The 25,445-nt window shown below is 73.8% G+C and carries 24 protein-coding genes; 18 read left to right on the plus strand and 6 right to left on the minus strand.

The genetic code is table 11. From position 1 onward, the window contains the following. Window positions 1-113 precede the first annotated feature (113 nt). On the plus strand, window positions 114-386 hold the full coding sequence (locus tag FAF44_RS17550) for a WGxxGxxG family protein (protein WP_237104251.1): 273 nt from the start codon (window positions 114-116) through the stop codon (window positions 384-386). A gap of 139 nt (window positions 387-525) precedes the next feature. On the opposite strand, the gene aztA is transcribed toward FAF44_RS17550, so the two are convergent. Beyond that, window positions 526-1,224, minus strand: a complete 699-nt coding sequence (gene aztA / locus FAF44_RS17555; RefSeq protein ID WP_237104252.1) for a zinc ABC transporter ATP-binding protein AztA — start codon at window positions 1,222-1,224, stop codon at window positions 526-528. A 50-nt stretch (window positions 1,225-1,274) separates the two neighbouring features. On the opposite strand from aztA, the gene aztB reads away from it, so the two are divergent. Genes aztB through aztD form a run of 4 tightly spaced genes read left to right on the plus strand, consistent with a single transcriptional unit; the run spans window position 1,275 to window position 5,393 of the window. After that, window positions 1,275-2,117 (plus strand): zinc ABC transporter permease AztB, encoded by an 843-nt coding sequence (gene aztB / locus FAF44_RS17560; RefSeq protein ID WP_237104253.1) that lies wholly within the window; start codon window positions 1,275-1,277, stop codon window positions 2,115-2,117. Beyond that, window positions 2,114-3,268 carry an ABC transporter gene (locus FAF44_RS17565; protein ID WP_237104254.1) on the plus strand — a complete coding sequence of 385 codons (1,155 nt, stop codon included), beginning with the start codon at window positions 2,114-2,116 and terminating at the stop codon, window positions 3,266-3,268. Before aztB ends, FAF44_RS17565 begins: the two co-directional genes overlap by 4 nt. After that, window positions 3,265-4,176 carry a zinc ABC transporter substrate-binding protein AztC gene (aztC, locus tag FAF44_RS17570; RefSeq protein ID WP_237104255.1) on the plus strand — a complete coding sequence of 304 codons (912 nt, stop codon included), beginning with the start codon at window positions 3,265-3,267 and terminating at the stop codon, window positions 4,174-4,176. The genes FAF44_RS17565 and aztC overlap by 4 nt, the downstream gene beginning before the upstream one ends. A gap of 32 nt (window positions 4,177-4,208) precedes the next feature. Continuing rightward, window positions 4,209-5,393 (plus strand): zinc metallochaperone AztD, encoded by a 1,185-nt coding sequence (gene aztD / locus FAF44_RS17575; protein ID WP_237104256.1) that lies wholly within the window; start codon window positions 4,209-4,211, stop codon window positions 5,391-5,393. A gap of 44 nt (window positions 5,394-5,437) precedes the next feature. Here the strand turns inward: aztD and FAF44_RS17580 are convergent, their stop codons facing one another. Beyond that, the gene (locus tag FAF44_RS17580) at window positions 5,438-6,736 is read right to left on the minus strand and encodes an FAD-binding oxidoreductase (protein WP_237104257.1); all 1,299 of its coding nucleotides are present in this window, start codon (window positions 6,734-6,736) and stop codon (window positions 5,438-5,440) included. Window positions 6,737-7,321: 585 nt separating this feature from the next. Here FAF44_RS17580 and FAF44_RS17585 point away from each other — a divergent pair. Continuing rightward, window positions 7,322-7,615, plus strand: coding sequence for an ABC transporter substrate-binding protein (locus FAF44_RS17585; RefSeq protein ID WP_308193336.1), 294 nt, complete (start codon window positions 7,322-7,324; stop codon window positions 7,613-7,615). Between the two features lie 30 nt (window positions 7,616-7,645). Beyond that, window positions 7,646-8,206: a GrpB family protein gene (locus tag FAF44_RS17590; RefSeq protein WP_237104259.1), complete on the plus strand. Its 561-nt coding sequence runs from the start codon at window positions 7,646-7,648 to the stop codon at window positions 8,204-8,206. A 14-nt stretch (window positions 8,207-8,220) separates the two neighbouring features. On the opposite strand, the gene FAF44_RS17595 is transcribed toward FAF44_RS17590, so the two are convergent. Next, window positions 8,221-8,934, minus strand: a complete 714-nt coding sequence (locus FAF44_RS17595; RefSeq protein WP_237104260.1) for an SRPBCC domain-containing protein — start codon at window positions 8,932-8,934, stop codon at window positions 8,221-8,223. A 1-nt stretch (window position 8,935) separates the two neighbouring features. Continuing rightward, complete coding sequence (locus FAF44_RS17600; RefSeq protein ID WP_237104261.1) at window positions 8,936-9,532, minus strand: helix-turn-helix domain-containing protein; 597 nt, start codon at window positions 9,530-9,532, stop codon at window positions 8,936-8,938. Window positions 9,533-9,639: 107 nt separating this feature from the next. On the opposite strand from FAF44_RS17600, the gene FAF44_RS17605 reads away from it, so the two are divergent. Then, a complete protein-coding gene (locus FAF44_RS17605) occupies window positions 9,640-10,458 on the plus strand; it encodes a nucleotidyltransferase family protein (RefSeq protein ID WP_237104262.1) in 819 nt (272 codons plus the stop codon). 210 nt (window positions 10,459-10,668) lie between these two features. Here FAF44_RS17605 and FAF44_RS17610 read toward each other — a convergent pair whose 3' ends face one another. Together FAF44_RS17610 and FAF44_RS17615 are read right to left on the minus strand one after the other, a co-directional pair. Then, window positions 10,669-11,529, minus strand: coding sequence for an AraC family transcriptional regulator (locus FAF44_RS17610; RefSeq protein ID WP_237104263.1), 861 nt, complete (start codon window positions 11,527-11,529; stop codon window positions 10,669-10,671). Further along, window positions 11,526-12,377: a phytanoyl-CoA dioxygenase family protein gene (locus FAF44_RS17615; RefSeq protein WP_237104264.1), complete on the minus strand. Its 852-nt coding sequence runs from the start codon at window positions 12,375-12,377 to the stop codon at window positions 11,526-11,528. The genes FAF44_RS17610 and FAF44_RS17615 overlap by 4 nt, the downstream gene beginning before the upstream one ends. Window positions 12,378-12,528: 151 nt before the next feature. Here FAF44_RS17615 and FAF44_RS17620 point away from each other — a divergent pair, with 151 nt between their 5' ends. Genes FAF44_RS17620 through FAF44_RS17665 form a run of 10 tightly spaced genes read left to right on the plus strand, consistent with a single transcriptional unit; the run spans window position 12,529 to window position 25,429 of the window. After that, window positions 12,529-13,602, plus strand: a complete 1,074-nt coding sequence (locus tag FAF44_RS17620) for a LacI family DNA-binding transcriptional regulator (protein WP_237104265.1) — start codon at window positions 12,529-12,531, stop codon at window positions 13,600-13,602. Next, complete coding sequence (locus FAF44_RS17625; RefSeq protein ID WP_237104266.1) at window positions 13,590-14,528, plus strand: ABC transporter permease; 939 nt, start codon at window positions 13,590-13,592, stop codon at window positions 14,526-14,528. The genes FAF44_RS17620 and FAF44_RS17625 overlap by 13 nt, the downstream gene beginning before the upstream one ends. Beyond that, entirely contained in the window at window positions 14,525-15,400 is an 876-nt protein-coding gene (locus FAF44_RS17630; protein WP_237104267.1) for an ABC transporter permease, read from the plus strand. The genes FAF44_RS17625 and FAF44_RS17630 overlap by 4 nt, the downstream gene beginning before the upstream one ends. 29 nt (window positions 15,401-15,429) lie before the next feature. Next, window positions 15,430-16,944, plus strand: coding sequence for an ABC transporter substrate-binding protein (locus FAF44_RS17635; RefSeq protein WP_237104268.1), 1,515 nt, complete (start codon window positions 15,430-15,432; stop codon window positions 16,942-16,944). 11 nt (window positions 16,945-16,955) lie between these two features. Next, entirely contained in the window at window positions 16,956-17,972 is a 1,017-nt protein-coding gene (locus FAF44_RS17640; RefSeq protein ID WP_237104269.1) for an ABC transporter ATP-binding protein, read from the plus strand. Next, window positions 17,969-18,736, plus strand: a complete 768-nt coding sequence (locus tag FAF44_RS17645; RefSeq protein ID WP_237104270.1) for an ABC transporter ATP-binding protein — start codon at window positions 17,969-17,971, stop codon at window positions 18,734-18,736. The genes FAF44_RS17640 and FAF44_RS17645 overlap by 4 nt, the downstream gene beginning before the upstream one ends. Next, a complete protein-coding gene (locus FAF44_RS17650) occupies window positions 18,733-20,802 on the plus strand; it encodes an alpha,alpha-trehalase (RefSeq protein WP_237104271.1) in 2,070 nt (689 codons plus the stop codon). Before FAF44_RS17645 ends, FAF44_RS17650 begins: the two co-directional genes overlap by 4 nt. After that, window positions 20,799-22,412, plus strand: a complete 1,614-nt coding sequence (locus tag FAF44_RS17655; protein WP_237104272.1) for an FAD-dependent oxidoreductase — start codon at window positions 20,799-20,801, stop codon at window positions 22,410-22,412. Before FAF44_RS17650 ends, FAF44_RS17655 begins: the two co-directional genes overlap by 4 nt. Continuing rightward, on the plus strand, window positions 22,412-23,329 hold the full coding sequence (locus FAF44_RS17660) for a dihydrodipicolinate synthase family protein (RefSeq protein WP_237104273.1): 918 nt from the start codon (window positions 22,412-22,414) through the stop codon (window positions 23,327-23,329). The genes FAF44_RS17655 and FAF44_RS17660 overlap by 1 nt, the downstream gene beginning before the upstream one ends. Window positions 23,330-23,332: 3 nt before the next feature. Next, on the plus strand, window positions 23,333-25,429 hold the full coding sequence (locus FAF44_RS17665) for an exo-alpha-sialidase (protein ID WP_237104274.1): 2,097 nt from the start codon (window positions 23,333-23,335) through the stop codon (window positions 25,427-25,429). The last annotated feature ends 16 nt before the right edge of the window (window positions 25,430-25,445 follow it).

Genomic DNA, 25,445 nt, shown 5'->3' on the forward strand with positions numbered 1-25,445 from the left:
CTATTTAGCAGGGGATATGGAGATCGCCCCGCTATAGGAAGCCTTCCCACGGAAAGAAGGCGTGACAGGCGGTCTCCGCGGTTATTGAGACCGCTGGATCGGGGGAACCCAAGATGCGCAAGATGCTCACCGGGCTGGGCCTGGCGTTCTTCTTGACGCTAGTCCCGGCCGCTGCCGCGACGGCCGACACACCGGTCGCGCCCGTCGCCCAGAGCCAGGTGACACCCGCACCGAACGAGAACATGCACAGGGACGACGGCGGCGGTAAGGCCGGGCTGTGGGGCCTGCTGGGTCTGCTCGGACTGCTGGGCCTGGCCGGCATGCGCAAGCAGCGCAACACGGTCGGAACCGCCGAACACGTCCCGCACCGTACCCCCCGGCCGTAATCGCGCCGGGCTCCGGCCGCCGGCCGGGGTGAGGTCCTGAGGTGACACGGCTGCCGTCACGACAGCCGTGTCACACCCTTTGGCCGGTTCCCGCGGCTTGTGGCCGTGCGCGGAGCCGGTCGTCTCCCGGTGGGCGTCGTCACCCGGGCGCTCGGAGTTCCGCCGCCGCGGCAGGCCGCAGCACGGAGGCGGGCGGGCCCTGCGCGACCAGGCGGCCCTCGTGGAGGAGCAGGCAGTGGTCGGCGCGCCCGGCCTCGTCCGGATCGTGCGTGACGTGGACGATCGTGACCCCACGGGCCCGCTCCCGGTCGAGCACCGCGGCGATGTGCCGCCGCGCGTCCGCGTCCAGGCCCGTCGTGGGCTCGTCCAGCAGGAGCAGGGACGGCTGCTGCGCCAGCCCCTGAGCGAGGAGCACCCGCTGCCGCTGCCCGCCTGACAGGGTGCTCAACCGGCGCGCGGCCAGCGACGACACCTCCAGCGCGGCCATGCACGACGCCACGATCGACCAGTCGTGCGCCGTCAGCCGCCGCCACGGGCCGCGCGCCGCCCACCGGCCCATCGCCACCGTCTCGCGCACGGTGATCGGCAGCGTGTCGGAGACCGCGTCGCGCTGCACCACGAGACCGGGCCGCTCGGGGCCGGGGCGCTCGACGGTGCCGCGCGCCGGCCGGATCGTGCCGGCCAGCACTCCGAGCAGGGTGGACTTCCCTGAGCCGTTCGGGCCGACGACGGCGGTGACGCCCGCGCGGGGCAACCGGGCCGACAGCCCGCGCAGCACCGTGGTGCGCCCGTAGCCCGCCGTGACGTCCCTGAGCACGACCCCGTCACTGCCCTCCATGAGACCTCCAGTTGAGAATGACAATGGTTTTCATTATAGAGTCTTGGCTCATGGACTGGTTGGTTGATCCCTTTCAGGTGTCATTCGTCCGGCAGGCGCTCTGGGCGGGCATCCTCGTGTCGCTGCTCTGCGCGCTCGCCGGGACGTGGGTGGTGCTGCGCGGCATGGCCTTCCTGGGCGACGCGATGTCCCACGGGATGCTGCTCGGAGTCGCGCTCGCCTCGATGACCGGAGTGAACGTGCTGATCGGCGCGCTGCTCAGCGCGGGCGGCATGGCGGCCGGGGTGAGCGCGCTCGGCCGGCACGCGCGCCTGTCCCAGGACACCGGCATCGGCCTGCTCTTCGCGGGCATGTTGTCGCTGGGCGTGATCGTCGTCTCCCACTCCCGGTCCTTCGCGGTGGACCTGACCGCGTTCCTGTTCGGCGACGTGCTGGCGGTCACCGGGGACGACCTGGCCGGGCTGGGCGCGGCGCTCGTCCTCACGGCCGCGGTGGCGGTGCTCGGCCACCGGACGTTCGTCGCGCTCGCCTTCGACCCGCGCAAGGCCCACACGCTCGGCCTGCGCCCCCGACCGGCGCACGTCGTGCTGCTCGGGCTGGTCACGGTGGCGATCGTGGCGTCGTTCCACATCGTCGGAACGCTGCTCGTGTTCGGCCTGCTGATCGGGCCGCCCGCCGCCGCCGCGCTGTGGGCCCGCCGCATCCCGGCCATCATGCTCGGGGCGGCACTGCTCGGCGTCGTCTCGACCGTGACCGGGCTGGTCGTGTCCTGGCACGCCGGCACAGCCGCCGGCGCCACGATCGCCGCCGTGGCCGTGGGCCTGTTCTTCCTGTCGGCACTGGGCGACCTGCTGCGCCGCCGGCCCGTACGGACGGCGGGGCAGCCGCTGTGACCAGGACGATCGCGATCCTCGCCGGCGCCACCCTGCTCGCGGGCTGCGCCGCCGGCCCCGGCCCGCGGGAACAGATCCCGCACGGGTACGTCGAGGGCGCGCAGGAGGCGGCGGAACCGCAGCTCCGCCTCGTCCTGCACGACGGCCGCGGCGGCCCGGCGCACGTGCTCGACCTGCTCACGGAGCGGAGCACCGAGATCGCCCCGGCGGCGCGCCCCGGTGCACGCGCGATCACCGGGGACGGCCGCTACGCCTTCCTCACCACGGCCGACGGCGGGCTGCGCGTGATCGACGGCGGCGGCTGGACCGTCGACCACGGCGACCACGCGCACTACTACCGGGCCGTCACCCGCGACCTCGGCACCATCGCCGGACGCCCGCCCTACACGGTGACCGGCGACACGGCGCTCACCGCCGTCCGGTCCGGGGACGGCACGGTCACGCTGTACGACCGCGCCCGCATGGACCGGGGCGAACTGGCCGGGACGGGCCGGCTGACGGCCGACGCCGTCGTGCCCCACGGGCAGCGGCTGCTGGTCGCGCACTCCGGCGCCGTCCAGGTCAGGCCCAGGACGGGCGAGCCCGGCGCCGCCGTCGGAGCCTGCGCGGACCCGGAGGGCACCGCGCTCACCCGGCGCGGCGTGGTCTTCGGCTGCGCCGACGGGGCCCTGCTGGTCACCGAGAAGGACGGGACGTTCGACAGCGTGAAGATCCGCTACCCGCGCGGGACGGCGGCCGGCGAGCGCGCCCGCGCCTTCCGGCACCGCCCCGGCAGTTCGACGCTCGCCGCCCGCGCCGGGCAGCAGGGCCTCTGGGTGCTCGACGTGACGGCCAGGACCTGGCGGCTGGTGCGGACCGGCCCCGTCGTCGCGGTGAACGCCACCGGCGACGACACCCCCGTGCTGTCGCTGACCGGCGACGGCGTGCTGCGCGCGCACGACCCGGCCACCGGCAGGCAGACGGCCGGGACGAAACTCCTCGACGGCCCGGCCGCGGGCGCGGTGAGCATCGAGGTGGACACCGCCCGCGCCTACGTCAACGACCCGGCGGGCCGGGCCGTCCACGAGATCGACTACAACGACGGCCTGCGCCGCGCCCGCACCCTCAGGCCCGGCCTCGCGCCCGCCTACATGACGGAGACCGGGCGATGAGCGCGCTGCTGCGGCTCCTGGCCGCCCTCGCGCTCGTGACGGCGGCCGGCTGCGCCGGGACCGGCGGCTCGCCGCCCAGGGTGGTCGTCACCACCGACATCCTCGGGGACGTCACGCGGGCCGTCGTCGGCGACCAGGCCGAGGTGAGCGTGCTGATGAAGCCGGACTCCGACCCGCACTCGTTCGGCGTCTCCGCCCAGGAGGCCGCGCTGATCGAGAGCGCCGGGCTGATCGTCGGCAACGGGCTCGGCCTGGAGGAGGGCGTGCTGCGCAACGTGGAGGCCGCCCGGCGGGCCGGGGTGCCCGTGCTGGCGGTGGCGGAGCGGACCGACCCGATCACGTTCACCGCCGACGAGACGGCCGGGCGGCCCGACCCGCACTTCTGGACCGACCCGCGGCGCGTGGCCACGGCCGTGGACCTCATCGCCGAGCAGGTCGTCGCGCACGTGGACGGCGTGGACGCCGCCGCCGTCCGCGCCTCGGCCGCCGCCTACCGCCGGGAGGTCGAGCGGCTGGACGCCTGGGTCGGCGGGCAGGTCGCCACCGTCCCGCCCGAGGCCCGGCGCCTGGTGACCAACCACCACGTCTTCGGCTACTTCGCCCGGCGGTACGGCTTCGAGGTCGTCGGCGCGGTGATCCCCAGCGGCACCACGCTGGCCTCGCCCAGCGCCTCGGACCTGAAGTCGCTCAGCGACGCGATCCGCAGGACCGGCGTCAAGGCGATCTTCGCCGACTCCGCGCAGCCCGACCGGCTCGCCCGGGTGCTCGCCTCCGAGGCCGGCGTGGACGTCAAGGTCGTCCCCCTGTTCTCGGAGTCGCTGAGCCGCCGGTCGCCGGGGGCCGCCACGTACCTCGAAATGGTCCGCAGCAACACGAAAGCCATGGTCGACGGCCTCAACGGCCGCTGACGTCCCCTCAGAGAGAAAGGTGCACCACCTCCATGACCCGGCCCACCATCCAGGCCGCCGCCCCGGCGGCGCTGCTCGCCGGAGCACTCCTGCTCACCGCCTGCGGGACCGCGCCGGAGCCCGCGACGAACGCCGCCGCCCAGCCCGCCGCGACCGCCTCCCGGCCGGCGGTGACCGATCCCCTCGTGCTCACCTACGACGGCGGCCTGTACGTCGTCGACGGCCGGAGCCTCAAGCTGGTCGAGGACATCCCCCTCGCGGGGTACAACCGCGTCAACCCGGCCGGGGACGACCGGCACGTCCTCGTGTCCACCTCGACCGGCTTCCGCGTCCTCGACGCCGCCTCCGCCACGCTGAAGGACGACGAGTTCAAGGGCGTCAAACCGGGCCACGTGGTCCGGCACGCCGGCCGGACGGTGCTGTTCGCCGACGGGACCGGCGAGGTCACCCTCTTCGACCCCCGCGAGTTGGCCGCCGGCCTGCCCGAGGGCGAGGTGTACCGGGCCGCCACCGCCCACCACGGCGTCGCGATCGAGCTGGCGGACGGCGAACTCGTCATCACCCTCGGCACCGAGGAGAAGCGCACCGGCATCGCCGTCCTGGACAAGGAGCGCAAGGAGATCACCCGCAGCGAGCAGTGCCCCGGCGTGCACGGGGAGGCCGCCGCTCAGGGCGAGGCCGTCGTACTCGGCTGCGAGGACGGCGTCATCCTCTACAAGGACGGCGAGATCAGCAAGATCGACAGCCCGGACGAGTACGGCCGGATCGGCAACCAGGCCGGCTCGGACCTGTCCCCGGTCGTGCTCGGCGACTACAAGAAGGACCCGGACGCCGAACTGGAACGTCCCACCCAGGTCTCCCTCATCGACACCGCGAAGGGCACGCTCAAGCTGGTGGACCTCGGCACCAGCTACACCTTCCGGTCGCTGGCGCGCGGGCCGCGGGGTGAGGCGCTCGTCCTCGGCACCGACGGGGCCGTGCACGTCATCGACCCGGTGGCGGGCAAGGTCGTCAGGACCGTCGAGGTGCTCGGCGCGTGGAAGGAGCCCCTGGACTGGCAGCGGCCCCGGCCGAACCTCTTCGTCCGCGGCCAGGTCGGGTACGTGAGCGACCCGGACGGCAGGCGGCTGCACGCGGTGGACCTCGCCTCCGGGAAGGTCACCGGGAGCACGTCGCTGCCGCAGCCGCCGAACGAGCTGAGCGGCGTCGCCGGCTGATCCGCACGGCCTGGGGAACGGGCGCGCCCGCCCGTTCCCCGGGCTCACGCCGGGACGACATGGCCGACGCGGAAGAACCCGTCCGGGTCGTAGGCGCGCCGGACCGCGCGCAGCCGCCCGAGGTCGGCTCCCGTCCAGGCCGCCGCCGTCCGCGACGGGTCGGCCAGGAAGTTCAGGAACGTGCCGCCGTTCGCGTGCGGGCGCAGTTCCTCCGCCAGGCCCGGCACCACGGTGTCCAGGATCACGGTCAGCCTGGTGGAGCGGTGGCTGACCGGCCCGGCGTCCGTCCCGGGACGGCTCATGGCGCCGCCCCAGTGCCGGATCTCGATCGTCCGCGCCTGCTCGGAGGCCCGCAGCAGCGCGCCGATCACCTCGTCGGGGACGGTGTCGAACATGTCCATGTGCCGGTTCGGCGTGCCGCCCATGGACGCGGCCCCGTACGTGGTGGTGCCGGTCTCGTCCAGCAGTGCCGGGCCCGCCGCGCGCAGCAGCGGCGCGAGTTGCCGGCGGGCCTGCGCGGCCGTCCCGGCGTGCAGCACCTTCAGTTGCGCGACGCGCCGGCCGCGCAGCGCCGCCGGCGTCTGCTCGTCGTCCGGCATCCGCCTGAGCATGAGTGCGGTGCTGAGGTCGTCGGGGGCGCCGTCGATCCACGTCCGGTACGCCTCCAGCGTCCGCGCCGCCGCCTCGATCGGGAAGGACACGAACCCCGCGTACACCTCGTGCACCGGGTGGAGCCGGAACTCCAGCGCGGTCACCACGCCGAAGCCGGGGCCGCCGCCCCGCAGCGCCCAGAACAGCTCGGGATGCTCGGTGGGGCTCGCGGTCACGTGCCGGCCGTCGGCCAGCAGCACCTCGGCGCGCACCACGCTGTCGGCCGCGAACCCGTGCCGGCGGGCCAGCCACCCGAGCCCGCCGCCGAGCGTGTAGCCGGTGACGCCGACCGACGGCGCCGAGCCCGACAGCGGTGCCAGGCCGAACCGCGCGGCGGCGGCGAGCACCTGGCTCCAGCGCGCCCCCGGCCCCACGCGGGCGATCCGGCGGGCCGGGTCCACCAGCACCGACGCCATCGAGCCGGTCCTGACCAGGATGCCGCCGTCGCACGCGGCGTGCGTGCCGTGCCCCGTGGCCTGCACCGCGAACGGACGCCCGGTGGAGCGCGCCGTCAGCAGCGCGGCCCGCAGGTCGCCGACCCCGTACGCCTCGGCGATCAGCGCCGGGCGGGAGTCCACGGCCGGGTTGTGCGAGCGGCGTGCCTCGTCGTAGTCCGTCTCGCCCGGCAGGTGCGTCCGCCCGGTGAAGCCGGGCAGGCGGATCTCGTCCTGAATGGTGTGCGGCTGGCTCATCTCCGTCGGCCCCTTCTGTGCTCCTGTGATCCGAGATCACTGTGCTCGCGGGCGCTTACGGTCGGATTCCCATCGCCTTACCGGCGCCCTTAAGCACCCAGGATCTTGCCGCCGGGGCGGGCGGGCGTCGGACGTCCGTCGCCGTCTCGGCTACGCCGCCGGTCGTACGGGAGGGGGTGGGTACTACCCCAAGAGGGGTTCTATGTCAGGTAAGGCTAAGCCGACGGTAGTGCCGGTCCCCCTGGGGAGAAGCCATGCCCCGCGACGCGCCGTCGTCGCCCTCGTCGTCGCCCTGCTCGGCGTCAGCGCCTGTGGCGGGACGTCCGCGCCCGCCGCCTCCCCGCCGGGCAGGCGACCGCGCACTGCCCCTGGACCTGGACCGACGACCGTGGCAAGAACGTCTCCCTGCCCAAGCGGCCCGAGGCCGAGGCCCGCTTCGAGGCCGCCGGGGCCGCGCTCCGGAAGCTCGCCGCCGAGCGTCCCGACCTCAGCGTCATGATCGTCACCGGCACGCCGGAGTCGCTGTACGTCGCCTACCTGCCGGACCACCCCGACATCGCGTACTGAGGCGAACTGGGCCTGAACATCGTCTCGCCCGAACGGCCGACGGAGCGCGAAGGCGGTTTCTGGGAGGTGCTGAGCTGGGAGAACGCCGACAGGTACCAGGCCGGCGTGATCCTCGTGGACGCCCGCTCCCAGTCGATGAAGATCGAGGAGACGGCCGCGAAGCCGACCTGGGCCAGGCTGCCCGCCGTCAGAGCCGGCCAGCTCTACCCCTGGCACGCGGCCGAACGCTACAGCTACCTCGGTTACGCCGAGGTCATGGAGGAACTCGTGGCCGAGCTGGGCAGGTCGCGCGCCGACGTCGTCAAGGAGTGACGGGATCGACCTGGGCTGTAGGCTGCGTCAATGATCACGGTTGTCGACTACGACCCCGCGTGGCCCGCCCGCTTCGACGTACTCCGTGCGGAGTACGCCGGGGCGCTGGCCGCCGCCGAGGTGCCGGTGATCTCGATCGAGCACGTCGGCAGCACGTCGGTCCCCGGCCTGGCCGCCAAGCCGGTCATCGACTGCGACATCGTGGTGGCCGCCCGGCACGTCGAGGCCGCCTCGGACGTCCTGGCCGGGCTGGGCTTCTCCCCGGTCGGCGAGCTGGGCATCCCCCAGCGGTGGGCCTTCAAGGAGCCCGAGCGGCTGGCCGGCACCAACACCTACGTCATCGTCGAGGGCTCGCTGTCGCTGCGCAACCACCTCGCCGTCCGGGACGTCCTGCGGGCCGACCCCGTCCTGCGCGAGCGGTACGCCGCCGTGAAGAAGCGCGTCGGCGCGAGCGCCGCCGACATCTTCGCCTACGGGCGGGGCAAGAACGCGATGGTGCAGGAGATCCTCGCCGCGGCCGGTCTGGCGGCGGACGAGCGGGCCTCGATCGACGCCAACCAGGTGCCGACGTACGACGAGGTGCCGAGGTGACATCCCGGGCGCGATCAGCCGGCGGGTAGTTCCGCCAGCCAGGACCGCCATCGCGGCCCCTGGTCGTCCCCGCCCTCGAACAGCAGGTGCGAGGCGATCAGCGACCCGCCGAAGCCCTGCATGAGGCGGTACATGGCCGCGCCGGAGCGGATGCCGAGCGTCTGGGCGTTGCGGAAGTAGACGACCCCCTCGACGCCGTTGACGGCGACCCGGTCGCCCACGGCGGGCTCGCCGCCGAGCGTCGCGTACAGGCGGTCCCACGCCGGCGCCCAGTCCGCGACCGGCGGCCCGAACTCCGTGAGCGGTGTCGCCACCCGGCCCGCGAAGTGCCCGAGGTACTCCACCAGCGTCGCGAAGTACAGCTCCAGGCCCCTGGACATGGCCTCGAACTCGTCCTGCCAGTCGTCGCCGGGCAGGAAACCGCTGGTCACCATGCGGACGAGGGTGCTGCCCCGGTCGCGGCCCTCGATCATGAACTCGTAGGCGACGAAACGGCCGTCGTCGGCCTTGTCGCTGGAGTGGGCCAGGTGCCGCCCCGGCTCGGCGGCGGTGACGTGGGAGGGCGGCATGTCGAACGGGCCGAACGCGGTGCGCACGACGCCGTCGGCCACCTCGCTGCGCCCCAGGAACCACGAGTCGATGCCGGGCCCGGTCGAGATGGCCTCCCAGACCTCCTCCGGGGCGGCCCCGACCGTGGCCTCCAGCGGCACCTCGAAATCCTGGCCCACCTCAGTGCTCCTGCTGCGCGGCGGTCACGGAGGGGTGGACCGCCACGATCAGCCGGTGCTCGCGCCCGCCCTCGGCGGACTCGTCATGATATTTGCTGATCAGCGAGGTCACGCACTGCGTCAGCTCCTCCGCGAACGCCGCCCGGTCGGCCGCCGACGCGAAGCGCACCTCGCCGTCCACGGCGAACGTCGCCACCCGCTTCTGCGCCTTGGCCGCCCCGGTGACCAGGGTGCCGACATCCCGTACGAGCTGCGCCGCCAGCGCCAGCAACCAGCGGGCCGACAGCCGGTCGGGCGACCTCGCGGGGTCGGGCTGCACGGAGGACAGCGCGGTGGGGGAGATCACGAACGAGGCCGCCGTGGCCTGCATCACCCGCTCGGTGACGTTGCCCTTCCTGCGCTCCTCGACCAGCTCCACCAGGCCGTGGCGTTCGAGGGTGCGCAGGTGGTAGTTGACCTTCTGCCTGGCCAGGCCCACCTTGGCCGCCAGGGACGTCGCCGAGCCGGGTTCCACCAGCTCGGCCAGCAGTTTCGACCGCATGGGGTCGAGCGACGCCTCGGCTGCCGCGGCGTCCTCGATCACCGCCACTTCGTACATGGGGAAACGATGGCACCGAAAAAAATCATTGTCAAGCCGTGATCGGCGCCGGACGGACCACGTCCACCCGGCGCGTGGACCCCGTCGCGCGGCGCTAGGCTCGTGCCGTGCGCGATCCGGATCTTCCTGCCATCGCCGGGCGGCTGGCCGCGGTGCCGGGCGTGGTGGCCGTCGCGCTGGGCGGCAGCCGCGCGCGCGGCACCCACCGCCCGGACAGCGACATCGACCTCGGCCTCTACTACCGGGGACGGCCCGGCGTCGCGGAACTGCGCGCGCTCGCACGCGAGCTGACGGGCGAGGACACCGCCGTCACCGAGCCCGGCGGCTGGGGGCCATGGGTGGACGGCGGCGGCTGGCTCACCGTCGGCGGCCGGCGGGTGGACTGGATCTACCGCGACCTCGACCGCGTGCACCGGATCTGGCGAGACTGCCAGGCCGGACACTACGAGATCGGCGCGCAGCCCGGCCACCCGCTGGGCTTCTACTCCCACGCCTACGCCGGCGAGGTCGCGCTGTGCCAGGTGCTCGACGACCCGTCCGGCGAGCTCACCGCCCTGCGGGAGCGGACCGCGCACTACCCTCCGGCCCTGCGCGAGGCTCTCGTCGCCGGGTTGTGGGAGTGCGACTTCGCCCTGACGACCGCCCGCTACGGGGCCGCCGGGAACGACCCGGCGTACGCGGCCGGGGCGCTGTTCCGGGCGATCGGCGTGGCCTGCCACGCGCTGCACGCCGCCGACGGGGCGTGGCTGATCAACGAGAAGGGTATGGTCGCCTCGGCCGCCCGGCTGCCGTCGGCCCCCGAGGGCTTCCGGGAACGGGCACAGGCGCTGCTCGCCGCGGTCGGGACGACTCCCCGGGAGATCGGCCGCACCATCGACGCGGCGTCCGGGCTGATCGCCGAGGTCCGCACGGCCTGCGCCGGCTGAACCCCACCTCCGTCGCCCCCTCGACCTGGCCGGATCCGATCGGTGGGACGGGAGCCGCACGCCTGCCGAGGCCGCCTGCCAGCCCTGGATTCCCTGGGAGTGGGGGACGTACGTCGCGACGACTCCCCACTTCGACGACGCGCGGAACCGTACCCGGCGGCAACTCCAGGGTCGTGTGCCGCGACGGCAGCGTGGGTCCTGATCGTTTCGTCAGCGGGGCTGGAGGAGGGGCCGCAGCAGGGTGAGGCCGTGGGACTCGGCCGGTGAGGGCGGGGCGGCCTCCGGCGGGGTGGTGCGGAACGTGGTCGGCGCCATCCCGTAGATCGCGCGGAACCGGCGGGAGAAGTGGTACGCGTCCGTGAAGCCGCACTGCACGGCGACCGCCTGCATGGACAGGTTGCTCTGCCACAGGAGCGGCTCGGCCCTGGTCAGCCGGAGCAACTCGATGGCGGCGACCGGGCCGACGCCGAACGTGCGGCGGAACGTCCGGTACAGCGTGCTCGGCGAGACGCGGGCGGCCGAGGCGAGCTCCCGCATCGGGATCGGCCGGGCCACCCCGTCGGACCAGTACGCGCGCACCGCGCCCATCATCGCCGCCAGGGGTGCGGGCAGGGTCGCCGGCGCGCGGTGCGCCGGCGGGGGATGGGCCAGGAACGTCAGCACCAGCAGGCGCAGCGTCTCGCCCGCCTGGGCCCGCCAGCCCGGCGGGCACTCGGCGCCCAGCCAGAGCAGGTATTGGCACAGGGCGCCCATCGGGTCGTGCCGTCCGGTCAGGCCCCGGGTCAGCGGCCAGCCGGCCGGCGCCTGGCCGGTGAGCGTGAAGTGCACGTACGCGTGCCGGGTGGGCGTACGGGGGTCCCAGCGGAACGTGTCGCGCATGCCCGGCCGGATGAGCAGCAGCTCACCCGGGGCCAGCGGGAGGGCGAGGTCGTCCCACAGCCAGGTCGCGCTGCCTTCGAGGAGCCAGACGAACTGGTACGACCTGGCCACCCGCGGGCCGAAGGCCGAGCCGGGGGGATAGTCCGCCACGCTCGGCCCGAGCCGGGCGACCAGGTCGACGGAGATCGTCATCTGTCACAGCCGCCGTCGCGGTTGGGGCGGACCCGGGGCTCACGCACGTCGTCGAGCCCCTTGTACGCGTACGGGTCGGAGCCGGCGACCAGGACGATGTCCCGGAAGTCCGCCTGCGCCATGCCCACGCCCTGCGCCGGGACGGCCCAGGGCAGCAGGGACTCGGCGCTCATGTAGTGGTTGACCAGCGCCCGCCGGTAGCCGTGCCGGGCGGTGTTGGGCAGCGACCTGTGCAGCAGGTAGCCGTTGAACAGCACCACGCTGCCCGCCTCGACCTCGACGGGCACGGCGTCGGAGTCCTCGAAGGGGAAACCGTAGGACTCCACCGTGCAGTCGTAGCGGGGGTCGTCGTGCTCGCGGTTCGGGTAGAGCACGCCGCGCCGGTGCGATCCCGGCAGCACCCAGAGGCAGCCGTTCGCCACGGTGGCGTCGTCGAGCGCGATCCAGGCCGCCGTGAGGGAGCGGTCGCGGGTCGGGATGAACAGCTCGTCCTGGTGCCAGGCCTGACCCGGTTCGCCCTCGGACTTGATGAACAGCATCGACTGCATCGCCTTGACGTTCGGGCCGATCAGCGAGGTGAGCGCCGAAACAATCGCCGGATGGCGCATCGTGGCGAGCAGCAGGGCGGAGAGCTTGTGCGGGTAGTGCACGCACAGGAACCTGCGCAGCACGTCGTCGTCGGTGTCGGCGGCCTCGGCGGGCAGCGCGCCGCGGATGTCGCCGAGCTCGCCCCGGCAGATGCCGACGGCCTCTTCGAGCAGCTTGGCGACCTCGCCGGGGGTGAGGGCGTGGTCGAGGACGAGGAAGCCGTCGCGCTCGAACGAGGTCTTCAGGTCGGAGTTCGTCATCGCCCCATCATCGCCATGGGGGTGTGCCGGCAGCCATGGACCGATGATGCATCCGGATGGCGAAAAATGTCACCTATTGACGTGTCCGGAAATGTCCTATTAACATCCGAGCCACTTCTAATACGTATTAACCGCCTCGATGGGAGTCGGCATGGCCCCTCCACGGCAGCGGCGAGCGACCCAGCTCGACATCGCCAGACGCGCCGGTGTGTCACAGGCGACCGTGTCGCTCGTCCTCAGCGGCGGCCCGGCCAGCACCCAGATCGCCGAGCCCACCCGGCAAGCGGTCCTCGCGGCGGCGGGGGAGCTGGGCTACTCGGCCAACATCGCCGCCAAGAGCCTCAAGGGCGGCCGCACGTACCTGCTGGGTCTGTACACGTTCGAGCCCGTCTTCCCGACCGACCAGCGCGACTTCTACTACCCCTTCCTGATGGGCGTGGAGGAGGAGGCCGCGCGGCAGGGCTACGACCTGCTGCTGTTCACCTCGATCGGCTCCGGGGAGCGGGAGATCTACACCGGAGGGGTGAACCGGCTCAAGCTCGCGGACGGCTGCGTGCTGCTGGGCCGCAACGTGCGTCGCGAGGAGCTGGCGGAGCTGGTCCGGGAGGACTTCCCGATCGTCTTCATCGGCCGCCGCGAACTCGACGGCGCGGAGCTGTCGTACGTCGCGGCCGACTACGTCAACGCCACGAGCGACCTCGTCGGGGAACTGGTCCGGCGAGGGCATCGCCGGATCCTGCACCTGCGCGCGACCGGGGACAGCGAGCCGACCCGCGATCGCGAGAGCGGCTACCGGCGGGGACTGGCCGCGGCCGGGATCGCCGTGGACGAGTCGCTGATCCGCACCCTGGCCGACCCCGCCGACCTGACCCCCGCGTTCATCAGGCACTGGACGGACACGGCCGGCGTCACCGCGATCCTCGTCGAGCCGAGCGAGGACAACCGGCTGACCACCGCGCTGGACGTGACCAGCGCGGACGGCGGGGTGCGCTTCCCCGCCGACTGCTCGATCGCGCTGCTCGGCGACCCGCCGTCGTGGACGCCCGAACTGCGCAACTGGACCCGCTACTCGCTGCCCCGGGCCGAGATGGCCCGCACGGCCGTGCAACTCCTCATCAGCCTGCTGGACGGCCCCGACGGCGCGGCCCCGCAGCTCACCGTGCCGTGCAGCTTCGTGCCCGGCGACTCCATCGGCCCCGCCCCGGAACGGACGTGGTCGCGGTGACCCGCATGGTGGTGCGCCGGCTGCTGATCGGCGTGTTCGTGATGTGGGGCGCGGCCTCGGTCATCTTCGTCATCGTCCGCGCCGCCCCCGGCGACCCGGCGGCCGTCTTCCTCGGCCCGGACGCCGACAAGGAGCAGATCGCCCGGCTCACCGCCGCGCTCGGTCTCGACAAACCGCTGTTCGAGCAGTACGTCCGCTACCTCGGCGACGTGCTCAGGCTGGACTTCGGCGAGTCGTACCGGCTCGGCCGCCCGGCCATGGAGGCGGTGTTCGAACGGCTGCCCGCCACGATCGACCTCACCCTCACCGCGACGGCCGTCGCCGTCGCCGTCGGCCTGGCACTCGGGCTCGTCGCGGGCAGCCGGCCCGGCGGCGCGGTGGACCGGGTGGTGTCCGCGGTGACGATCGCCCTGCAGTCCTTCCCGACGTTCTGGGTGGGGATCATGCTGGTCCTGACCTTCGCGCTCGGCCTGCGGCTGCTGCCCAGCGCCGGGGTCGGCACGCCCGCGCACCTGGTGCTGCCCGCGGTGACGCTGGCCTTCCCGTTCACCGCGATCGTCGCCCGGCTCACCAGGAGCAGCGTCGCGGAGGCGATGCGCGAGCCGTACGTGCAGACGGCGCGCTCCAAGGGGCTCAGCGAGCGGCAGGTCCTGCTGGGACACGCGCTGCGCAACTCGCTCATCCCGGTCGTGACCATCGTCGGCCTGCAGATGGGGGCCCTCATGGGAGGCGCGGTGATCGTGGAGAACGTCTTCGCCTGGCCCGGCCTCGGTTCCCTGGTCGTGGACGCGGTCGCCAACCGCGACTACGCGGTCGTGCAGGCGGTGACGCTGCTGATCGCCGGCGTGGTGATGGTGCTCAACATCGTCGCCGACGTGCTCTACGTCCGGCTGGACCCGCGCATCCGGACGGAGGTCGCGTCATGAGCCAGGCCGCGGTGCTGCCCCAGCAGGTGGCCACGCGCCGGTGGCGCAGCGGCGCGCTGGCCCGCGTGCCGTACGCGGTGATCGCGCTGTACGTGCTGGTGGCCCTGATCGGGCCGCTGGTCATCGACTACGACCCGGTGCGCACCCCGCTGCCCGACCGGCTGCTCGCCCCCGGGTCGCGGATCGCCTCCGGCGAGATCGCCTGGCTCGGCACCGACGCGCTCGGCCGGGACATCCTCGCCCAGATCGTCTACGGTGCGCGCACCTCGCTCGGCATCGGGCTGGCGACCGTGCTGGTGGCGTGCGTGGTCGGCGTCACGATCGGCGTCGTGGCCGGCTACAGCCGCGGCCGGCTGGACGCGGTGCTGGCCCGGATCACCGACGTGCTGCAGGCGTTCCCGGCGATCCTGCTCGCGATCGTGATCGCCGGCGTGTTCGCCCGCAGCGTCCCCGTGGTGGTGCTCTCGCTGTCGGTGACGGCCTGGATCTCCTTCGCCAGGGTCACCCGGGGCGTCGCGCTGTCCCTGCGCGAGCGGGCCTGGGTGGACGCGGCCCGGGTGATGGGCGTGCCCGTCAGGTCGATCATCGTCCGGCACGTGGTGCCCTTCACCGTGGGGCCGGTCGTCGCGCTGGCCACGCTGGAGTTCGCCCTCGTCGTGCTGGCCGAGGCGGGCCTGAGCTTCCTCGGCATCGGGCTGCCGACCGGGGCCGTGTCGTGGGGGCAGACCATCGCGAACGGCCAGCAGTATCTGGAGACCGCCTGGTGGATCTCCACGTTGCCCGGCATCGCCCTGTCCCTGCTGATCATCAACATCGGCATCCTCGGCGACCAGCTCACCGCGCGCCACGGGCAGCGCCGTCCCCGTTCCTGACCCCCCTTCCTTCCTGACAGGAGAACTCGATGACTGGGTTCTGCAAGACAACGGCGATCGTGGCGGCGGCCGTCCTGCTGCTCGCCGGCTGCTCCACGACCAGCGGTGGCGGGGGCGGCGGCGATCCGGCCGGCGAGAAGCTGACGGCCGCGGGCACGTACCCGATCGAGAGCCTCGACCCGCACGGGGCCCAGGGCGCCTCGACCGGCACCCAACTGGCCGCCCAGGCGATCTTCAGCAGGCTCGTGCGCCCCGGCGCCGACGGCAAGGTCGTCGGCGACCTGGCCGAGACGTGGGAGCCCGGCGCCACCGCGGCGGAGTGGACGTTCCACCTCAGGAACGGCGTCACCTTCTCCGACGGCAAGCCGCTGGCCGCCGCCGACGTGGTCGCCTCCTTCGAGCGGATGATGACCCTGGACGGCCCGAACGCCGCCAACTTCCCCGACTACAAGATGACCGCCCCCGCCGACACCGAGGTCAAGCTGACGGCCCCGGCCCCGGACGCGTCGATCCCGCGCAAGCTCGGCCTGTTCTACGTCCTGCCGCGCACGGTCACGGCCCAGGACACCGCGTTCTTCGAGCGTCCCGTCGGCTCCGGACCGTTCGCCGTGGACCGGTTCGCGCCCGGCGAGGTGCTGGCGCTGAGCGCGAACGCGAAGCACTGGGGCGGCCCGCCGCAGCTCGGCCACCTGGACATCCGTACCATCCCGGACCTGTCGGCGCGGCTGACCGCGCTACGGACCGGCGAGCTCGACGTGCTCTGGGGCATCCCCGACGACCAGTTGCCCACCCTGAACGGATCGGACGGCCTGACCGTCAAGACCGTGCCGAGCACCGCGGTGTTCACCATGTGGTTCAACTCCTCGACCCCGGGACTCAAGAAGCCCGAGGTGCGCCGCGCCCTGTGGCAGGGAGTCGGTTTCGACACCATCATCAAGCAGCTCTACCCGCAGACCGGCGCCCTGGCCGACGGCCTGGTGGCGCCCGCGGTGCTCGGCTACGCCAAGCAGAGCCCGGTCGCCCACGATCCGGCCGCCGCCAAGGCCGCGCTGGAGGCCGCCGGCTTCGACTTCGGCAAGAAGCTGCGGCTGCAGTTCTCCGACGCCGAGTTCCGCCCGTTCGTGCAGGCCGTGGCCTCCGACCTGGCCGAGATCGGCGTCAAGGTGGACGTGCTGGAGAAGGAGAAGGCGGTCTTCACCGAGGACCTGCTCGCGCTCAACTGGGACGTCAACTTCCAGCAGCTCGCCACGCCCACCTACGACGCGGCGAGCAACCTGGGCCGGCTCTACACGTGCGCGGCGGGCCGTACCGGCTACTGCGACAAGGATCTGGACAAGCTGCTGGCCGAGGCCGGCGCGAGCACGGACGAGGCCGAGCGCGCCGACCTCTACGGCCAGGCCGGGAAGATCATCTGGGACGACGCGGTCGGCATGTACCCGATGACGGTGCAACTGGCCTACTCCTGGCGGGCGCGCGTCACCGGATTCACCCCGGATCCGAGCGGACTGCCCGACTTCTCCCGCGTCCGGCTCGCGGGCGCGTGATGGGCGGCCGGGTGACAGCGCAGCGTCCGGACGGAACGGGAGCGGTGAACCCGCCGCCCGGCACGCCTCTGCTGCAGGTCGAGGACCTCGTCATCGACCTGCCCGACCCGCAGGGGGACGTCGTCCGCGTGGTCGACGGGGTGTCGTTCGACGTGCCCGCGGGCACCACGGTCGGCCTGATCGGCGAGTCGGGCAGCGGCAAGACGATGACCGCGCTCGCGGTCATCGGCCTGCTGCCCGACCGCGCGGCCACCGGCGGCCGGCTGCTCTGGCGCGGGGCGGACCTCCTGCGGCCGGAGACCGACTGGCGGCGCGTCCGGGGCCACCAGATCTCGATGATCTTCCAGGATCCGCTCGCCGCGCTGAACCCGAGCCTGACCATCGGCAGGCAGGTGGGCGAGATCCTGCGGCGGGCCGGACGGCCGCGGGCCGAGGTCCGGCGCGCGGTGATCGACCTGCTCGACCGGGCCGGGGTGCCGGACCCGGAACGGCGGATGGGCGACTATCCCTACGAGTTCTCCGGCGGGCTGCGCCAGCGCGCCATGATCGCCCTGGCCCTGGCCGGCAACCCGGCGCTGCTGCTCGCGGACGAGCCGACCACCGCGCTCGACGTCACCGTCCAGGCCAGGATCCTGCGGCTGCTCCGCTCGATCCAGCAGGAGGGACTGTCGATGCTGCTGGTCAGCCACGACCTGCGGGTGATCGCCCACGTCGCCGACCAGGTCGTGGTCATGTACGCGGGACGCGTCGCCGAACGCGGCCCCGCCGCCGAGGTGCTGCGCCGTCCCGCGCACCCCTACACCAGGGCCCTGGTGGCGAGCGTGCCCGCGGTGCGGACCAGGACGGCGCTGGCCGACCCGCTGCCCGGGACGCCCGCGACGCCGGCGCACCGGCCGTCCGGATGCGCGTTCCACCCGAGGTGCCCGCTGGCCCGGGACCGGTGCCGCGCCGAGGTGCCGCCGGCGCGCGAGGTCGCGCCGGGCCGGTGGAGCGCCTGCCACTTCGCCGAGGAGGTGCTCACCCCGTGAACGACACGCTCGAGGTGACCGACCTGCGCGTCACCTTCCGGGGCGGGCTGGTCGCGGCCGACGGTGTCAGCCTGCGGGTCGCGCCCGAGGAGACGCTCGCCGTCGTGGGGGAGTCGGGCTCCGGCAAGACCACCGTCGCCCGCTGCGTGGTCGGGCTGCAACGACCCGACTCCGGGACGCTGACCTTCGACGGGCAGCCGCTCGGCCCGGTCGGCCGCCGCCCGCCGGAGTTGCAGCGCGCCATCCAGATGGTGTTCCAGGATCCGCGCTCGTCGCTCAACCCGCGGATGCCGGTCGCCGATCTCATCGGCGAGGCATGGCGGACGCATCCGGCCGCGGCGCCGCCGGGTGACCGGACCGAGGCGCTGCACCGGCTGCTGGCCGACGTCGGTCTCGACGCCGACGTGACCGGCCGGCGCGCCGGCGACCTGTCCGGCGGCCAGTGCCAGCGGGTCAGCATCGCCCGCGCGCTGGCGGTCGGGCCCCGGCTGCTGGTGTGCGACGAGGCGGTCTCGGCCCTCGACGTGTCCGTGCAGGCGCAGATCCTGCGGCTGCTCGTGGACCTGCGGCGCACCCACCGGCTCGCACTGCTGTTCATCACGCACGACCTGGGCGTGGTCCACCAGATCGCCGACCGGGTGGCGGTGATGCGCGGCGGCGCCGTCGTCGAGGAAGGACCGGCCGGCGAGGTGCTCGGCGCGCCCCGGCACGAATACACCCAAGCCCTGCTCGACGCGGCCCTGGACCTCGGAGTTGACGAATGACCCGCGGATGGAACACGTGGGACGTCACCACCCACACCGGCATGACGCACCTGCCGTCGGGGCTGCGGATCCGCTTCGGCGTGCCCGGCGCCCCCCTCGACGGGTTCACCTGGCGCGACGGCCTGGTCCGGCTCGGCCACCACACCGTGGGCGGCGAGTACGCGGAGGTCGTCGTCGAGGCGGGCGGCGGCCGGCTGCACCTGGTGATGGCCGGCGGGCCCGCGGACGACCTGTACGTACGGGCCGAGGGCAGCGCGGGCGTGCTCGTGGCGGTGGACGGCGGCCCCGACACCGACGTCACCGCCTGGCGGGCCGACTGGCACGCCACCGGCGAGCCGGACCGCCAGGGCACGGAACTCTGCCCGGCCGGCGGCTGCCTGCTGGAGTTCGGTGGCCGGGTCGACCTGCACGTGGCTCCGCGCGGCACGCCCGGCGGCCCGGACGGCGTGCGCCCGCTGGTCGAAGCCGTGCTGGCCGGCCGCCGAGCCGACGCCGAGCGCGCCGCCCCCCGTTCGGGAGGCTGGCTCGGCGACGCCGCCGACGCCGCGACCCGGGCCGTCACCTGGAACCGGATCTACGCCCCCGACCTCGGCCGCGTGCTCACGCCGACCTCGCGGGACTTCGTCTCCGAGCGGCGCAGGGGCTTCTACGGCACCTGGGCGCTGCACGCGTGGGACACGTTCTTCACCGGCCTGGTCGCCTCCACCGTCGACCGCGACCACGCCCGGGAGATCTTCGGCCAGATCCTGCCCTTCGCCGACGCCTCGGGCATGATCCCCAACCGGGTGTCCGACGACAAGGGCGTCACCGCCGACCGCTCGCAGCCCCCGGTGGGCGGGCTGACCGTGCGCAAGGCGTACCTGGCCGGCGGGCTGTCGGACGAGACCCGCGACCGGGCGCTGCTCACCGGAACGTTCCCGGCCCTGCTGGCCTGGCACGACTGGTGGCCCCGCGCCCGGCGCGGCCCGTACGGCCTGCTCGCCTGGGGCTCGGACCCGGTGGACGGCGACCCCGGCTCGGCCACCCTCGACCGGACCAAACGGGAGTCCGGCCTGGACGACTCGCCCATGTACGACGAGGTCGCCTACGACCCGGACACGCACACGATGAACCTGGCCGACGCCGGGCTGGTCGCGCTGCACATCGCCGACGCCGAGGCGCTCGCCGCGATCGCCGGCACGCTGGGCGAGAGCGGCGTCGCGCAGCGGCTCCGGGACGAGGCCGAGCGGGCGCGGGCGCTCGCCGACCCCCTGCTGTGGGACGACGAGCGCGGCGGCTACCGGAACCTGCGGGCCGACGGCACCCACGACCCGCACGTCTCGCCGACCCTGCTCTACCCGCTGCTGGCCGGCCTGCCGGACGCCGGGCGGGCCGCCGATCTGGCCGCGCGGCTGCTGCGACCGCAGACGCTCGGCGGCGACCCGCCGCTGCCCAGCGTCGCCCGCGACGACCCCGGCTACGCGGCCACCTACTGGCGCGGACGCGTCTGGGCGCCCATGGCCTACCTCGCGATCGAGGGCCTGCGCCGCTACGACCTGACCGAGACCGCCCGCCCGCTGGTCGCCGCGCTGCTGCGGCTGTTCCAGGCCGAATGGGAGCAGCACAGCCACGTCCGCGAGAACTACCCGGCCACCCACGGCGAGGACGTGCGGGCGTTCAAGGCCCGCTCCGACGGGCTGATGGCCTGGGGCGGCCTGCTCGCCTACCTCGCCTACGGCGAACTCGCCGACGCCCGCGAGGACGGCTGGCGCTTCGCGCACCCCGGCGAGCCCGCGGAACTGGCCGGCCTGCCGCTCGGCGACGGCCGGCTCACCGTGACCGCCGGCGACCGGCTCACCGTGACGCTCGACGGACGCCCGCTGCTCGACGCCGCACCGGGCGTCGTCATCACCGCCTACCGGCGCAGCGCCGCCGAGGTGGCCGGGATCGCCCACGGCAGCGGCGACCTGCACGTCACCCCGCCGGGACCGGGCGCCCCGATCCGGCTGACGGTCTCCGCGCAGCCGGTGCCCTTCCGGATGACTCGAAACGATCACCACGACAACGATGGGGGAATGCCCGCGTGACAAGGGAATCCGAGACAACGGCCGACATCCTCGTGGCCGGCGGCGGGCTCGGTGGCGTCGCCGCCGCGCTGGCCGCACTGCGCAGGGGCCGGTCCGTGCTTCTCGTCGAGGAGACCGACTGGATCGGCGGGCAGCTCACCAGCCAGGGCGTGCCACCGGACGAGCACACCTGGATCGAGCAGTTCGGCTGCACCCGCAGCTACCGCGGGCTGCGCGACGCGATCCGGGAGTACTACCGGACCTGGTACCCGCTGACCGCCGAGGCCCGCGCCCGTCCCGACCTCAACCCCGGCGAGGGGCGGGTCTCGCGGCTGTGCCACGAGCCCAAAGCAGCCGCCGCCGTGCTCGACGCCATGGTGGCGCCGTACGTGTCGGCGGGCCGGCTGCGCATCCTGTACGGCCACAAGGTCGTCGCCGCCACCGTGGACGGCGACCGGGTGCACGCCGTCACCGTCGAGGCGGCCGACGGGCACCGGCTGGAGGTGACGGCCCCGTACGTGCTGGACGCCACGGAACTCGGCGACCTGCTGCCGCTCACCGGCGCCGAGCACGTCACCGGCTTCGAGTCCCGGCACGACACCGGGGAGCCGAGCGCCCCCGACGAGGCCCAGCCGGCGAACATGCAGGCGTTCTCCTGGGTGTTCGCGATCGAGCACCGGGCCGGTCAGGACCACACCATCGACCGGCCCGCCGGCTACGCGGACTGGGTGCGCTACCAGCCGCCGAAGTGGCCGAACCCGCTGCTCAGCCTGAGCGCGCCCGACCCGAGGACGCTGGAGACGGTGCGTCGCGCCTTCGTGCCGAACCCGGAACCGTCCCCGGTGGTCGCCGACCAGCGCACCGACCCGGGCGACAAGGAGCTGTGGGCGTTCCGCCGGGTGCTGTCGCGCAACCTGTACCGGCCGGGATTCGCCCTCAGCGACGTCACCATCGTCAACTGGCCGATGATCGACTACCTGCCGGGCCCGCTGATCGGCGTCAGCGACGAGGAGCGCGACAAGCACCTGGCCGGCGCCCGCGAGCTGAGCATGAGCATGCTCTACTGGCTCCAGACCGAGGCGCCGCGCGCCGACGGCGGCACCGGATGGCCCGGCCTGCGGCTGCGCGGCGACGTGATGGGCACCGCCGACGGGCTGGCCAAGGCCCCCTACATCCGCGAGGCCCGGCGGATCGCCGCCCGCTACCGGATCGTCGAACAGGACCTGTCGCTGGCCGTCCGCGGTGCCGCCGGCGCGGTCGTCTACCCCGACTCCGTCGGGATCGGCATGTACCGCATCGACCTGCACCCCTCGACCGGCGGCGACACCTACGTCGACGTCGCCAGCTCGCCGTTCCAGATCCCGCTCGGCGCGCTCCTCCCGGTCCGGCTGCGCAACCTGCTCCCCGCGGGCAAGAACATCGGCACCACGCACATCACCAACGGCTGCTACCGCCTGCACCCGGTGGAGTGGAACATCGGCGAGGCGGCCGGGGCGCTGGCCGCGCACTGCCTCGACCACGGGCTGGAACCCGAGCAGGTGCACGCCGACGGCGACCGGCTGCGGGCCTTCCAGAGCGAACTGGTCGCCGACGGCGTGGAGCTCGCCTGGCCCGAGATCAGGGGGTACTGATGCCGACGGACGGCCGCCGGCTGCTCGGCGGTCTGATGATCCCGCTCGTCACGCCGATGAGCGAGCCGGGCGTGCCCTCGGGGCAGGCGGCGCGGGCGCTGCTCGAAGGGCTCGCCGCGGCGGGCGCGCGCAGCCTGATGCTGTTCGGCAGCAACGGCGAGGGCCCGCTGCTGCCGGTCGACGCGCTCACGGAGTTCGCCGTCCACGTGGCCGGGCAGTGGCGCCGGCTCACCGGCGGGCCGGTGTTGTGCAACGTCACGGCGGCCGGGACCGCGGAGGCGCGCCGGCGCGCGGCGGCGGTCGCGGCGGCCCGGCCCGACGCGCTCGTGCTCAGCCCGCCCATCTACTTCCGGCACCGCGACGACGAGATCGCCGCCCACTACGAGGCCCTGGCCGACCTCGGCATGCCGCTGGTCGCCTACAACGCGCCCCGCTACAGCAACCCGCTCGGCCCCGACCTGATCGACCGGCTGGTGGCCATGCCGCACGTGGTGGGCGTCAAGGACAGCTCGGGCGACCTGGACCTGCTGCGGCACATCGTCTCGGCCGCCCGGCGCCGACCGGACTTCGGCGTGAGCCAGGGCGCGGAGACCCACCTGCTCGCGGCGCTGCGCCTCGGCGCGGACGGCATCGTCCCCGGCATCGCGAACCTGGCCCCCGGGCCGGCCGCCGAACTCGTCGCGGCCCACGAGGCCGGCCGGGACGGCGCCGCGGAGGACGCGCAGAGCCTGCTCACCAGGCTGCTCGCCGTGCACTCCGTACGGCCGGGAGTGCCCGCGATCAAGGCGGTGCTCGACGACCGCGGGCTGTGCCCCCCACACGTGGCCGCGCCGCTCATGCCGTGCAGCCAGGCCGAGCGGCGCGACCTGATCGCCCTGCTCGCCGACGAAGAAGCCCATCTCTTACTCCGGAGGTAGCACGTGGCACCGTCACATTCCTGGCACACCGGCATCGGCCGCAGGACGTTCGGCAAGGGCCTGGCCGCGGCGTCGCTGGCCGCCGCGCTCGGCCCCGCCTTACCCGCGAGCGCGACGCCGTCCCGGCGGGCGCCGGTCTCCTTCGACGAGACCACGCTGTGGGACAACACCGTGGACCCCCTGGAGAGCTACCACGTGCACGGCCTGACGGTGCTGCCGGACGACACCGTCCTCGTCGTCACCGAGGGCCGGCACGAGGTGTGCGACGCCGGCCCCCGGGACCTGGTGCTGCGCCGCGGCCCGCGCGGCGGCGAGAGCTGGGAGGCGACGCAGACGCTGGTCACCTCGGTCGAGGGCCGGTCGTGGGGCAACCCGGCGTTCGTCGTCGACCGGAGCACGGGCGGCGTCTTCCTGTTCTACATGCTCTCCGTGCGGCTGCCGGAGAACACCGGTTGCTCCGGCGACAAGGGCGACCTCTACCTGATCTCCAGCGCGGACGGCGGCCGCACCTGGAGCGAGCCGCGCGAGATGTCCGGTCTGTTCGACCACTTCCCGTACGACTGGGCGTTGCACGGCCCGGGGCCCGGCCACGGCATCCAGCTCGACAACGGCCGGCTGCTGCTCAACTGCTCCCACCGCCGGGTGATCGTCGGCAACACCGTCGAACAGCGCTTCTACGGCGTGGCGTCGATCTACAGCGACGACCACGGCCAGAGCTGGCAGGCCACCGCCGAGGTGCCGGTCTCCGTCGCCTACCCGATCAACGAGGCCAGGCTGATCCAGCGCACGGACGGCACGGTGCTGCTCAACGGCCGCGCCGCGGCGGGCGGGAACCGGCAGCGGATCGTGTCGGTCAGCTCCGACCGCGGGCTCACCTGGTCGCCGCCGCGGCTGGACGGGTCCACCGGCACGTTCAACGCCGTGGACGCCAGTCTGTTGCGCTACAGCGGCCGCCCGGGCACGCCGGAGGTCAGCCGGGTGCTGTTCAGCCGGCCCGACTCGCCGGTGCGTACCAACATGACCGTCTCAGTGAGCTACGACGACGCCTACTCCTTCCGCTACAGCCGGGTGATCAACACCGGCCGCTCGTACTACTCCGAGCTGGCCAGGCTCTCCGACGGCACGATCGTGCTGGTGTACGGCCGCGACGGGGACAACCCGAGCTTCCCGCGCCGGGTGGTCGCCTGCCGCTTCTCCCTCCAATGGCTGACCGACGGCAGGGACAGCCCGCAGGGCGGCCCCGGCTACCGCGAACACGTGATCGACCTGTCCACCGGCGCGCAGGCGGACCAGGGCACCCTGTCCACCGTCGCCGACCCGGTGGCCCGCGGGGGGAACAGGGCGCTGTTCACCTCGTCCCAGACCGGGGCCTTCCTCGAGTACACCGTGGACGTCGCGGCGACGGGGAGCTACGAGCTGCTGCTGCGCTACTTCCGCTCCGCCGACGGCGGCCTGGTCACCGTCACCGTGGACGGCAAGCGCCCCCCGACGACGGCGGTGCTGGACACCACGGCGGACCGGGCCGACGGCTACGACGTCGCCCACCTCGGCGAGGTCCACCTGACGGCCGGCCCGCACCGGCTCCGCTGCACCGCCTCCGGGACCGGTCGCGGGGGCGGCCGGCTGGTCTCGCTGGACACGCTGAGCCTGATCGACGCCCCGTCGCGGGCCGACGTGCCCGGCGACGTGGTGGTCGACAACGACGAACTCGGCTACCAGGTCGTCACCGGCACCTGGTCGGCGGCGACGGGCGTGGCCGGCTACCGGGGCGGCAACTACCGCACGGCGCCCGCCGGCACGGGCGGGAGTGCCGTCCGGTGGCGTCTGCCGGTGCCGTGCGACGGGGTCTACGAGGTGCAGGTCTCGCACACCGCGCACGAGAACCGCGCGAGCGACGCGCCCTTCACCGTCACCTACGTGGGCGGGACCAAGGTGGTGCGGGTCGACCAGCGCAAGGCCGGGGTGACGGAGCCACGCGGCGGCTCCTGGGTGCCGCTCGGCAGGTACCGCATGAGCGCGGGCCTGACCACGATCGGCCTGAGCAACGCGGCGGACGGGTACGTCGTCGCCGACGCCGTCCGGCTGCGCCGCATCTCCTGACGGTCGGGCGTCCCCG

Origin of the sequence: Nonomuraea sp. MG754425 (genome assembly GCF_021699195.1) — a bacterium.
Classification (GTDB): domain Bacteria; phylum Actinomycetota; class Actinomycetes; order Streptosporangiales; family Streptosporangiaceae; genus Nonomuraea.

Coding starts and splice junctions, on each gene's coding strand:
- aztD (WP_237104256.1), top strand. CDS start 4,209: ATGACCCGGCCCACCATCCAGGCCGCCGCCCCGGCGGCGCTGCTCGCC.
- FAF44_RS17650 (WP_237104271.1), top strand. CDS start 18,733: ATGACCCGCGGATGGAACACGTGGGACGTCACCACCCACACCGGCATG.
- aztC (WP_237104255.1), top strand. CDS start 3,265: ATGAGCGCGCTGCTGCGGCTCCTGGCCGCCCTCGCGCTCGTGACGGCG.
- FAF44_RS17590 (WP_237104259.1), top strand. CDS start 7,646: ATGATCACGGTTGTCGACTACGACCCCGCGTGGCCCGCCCGCTTCGAC.
- FAF44_RS17600 (WP_237104261.1), bottom strand. CDS start 9,532: ATGTACGAAGTGGCGGTGATCGAGGACGCCGCGGCAGCCGAGGCGTCG.
- FAF44_RS17635 (WP_237104268.1), top strand. CDS start 15,430: ATGACTGGGTTCTGCAAGACAACGGCGATCGTGGCGGCGGCCGTCCTG.
- FAF44_RS17620 (WP_237104265.1), top strand. CDS start 12,529: ATGGCCCCTCCACGGCAGCGGCGAGCGACCCAGCTCGACATCGCCAGA.
- aztA (WP_237104252.1), bottom strand. CDS start 1,224: ATGGAGGGCAGTGACGGGGTCGTGCTCAGGGACGTCACGGCGGGCTAC.
- FAF44_RS17660 (WP_237104273.1), top strand. CDS start 22,412: ATGCCGACGGACGGCCGCCGGCTGCTCGGCGGTCTGATGATCCCGCTC.
- FAF44_RS17580 (WP_237104257.1), bottom strand. CDS start 6,736: ATGAGCCAGCCGCACACCATTCAGGACGAGATCCGCCTGCCCGGCTTC.
- FAF44_RS17610 (WP_237104263.1), bottom strand. CDS start 11,529: ATGACGATCTCCGTCGACCTGGTCGCCCGGCTCGGGCCGAGCGTGGCG.
- FAF44_RS17630 (WP_237104267.1), top strand. CDS start 14,525: ATGAGCCAGGCCGCGGTGCTGCCCCAGCAGGTGGCCACGCGCCGGTGG.
- aztB (WP_237104253.1), top strand. CDS start 1,275: ATGGACTGGTTGGTTGATCCCTTTCAGGTGTCATTCGTCCGGCAGGCG.
- FAF44_RS17615 (WP_237104264.1), bottom strand. CDS start 12,377: ATGACGAACTCCGACCTGAAGACCTCGTTCGAGCGCGACGGCTTCCTC.
- FAF44_RS17550 (WP_237104251.1), top strand. CDS start 114: ATGCGCAAGATGCTCACCGGGCTGGGCCTGGCGTTCTTCTTGACGCTA.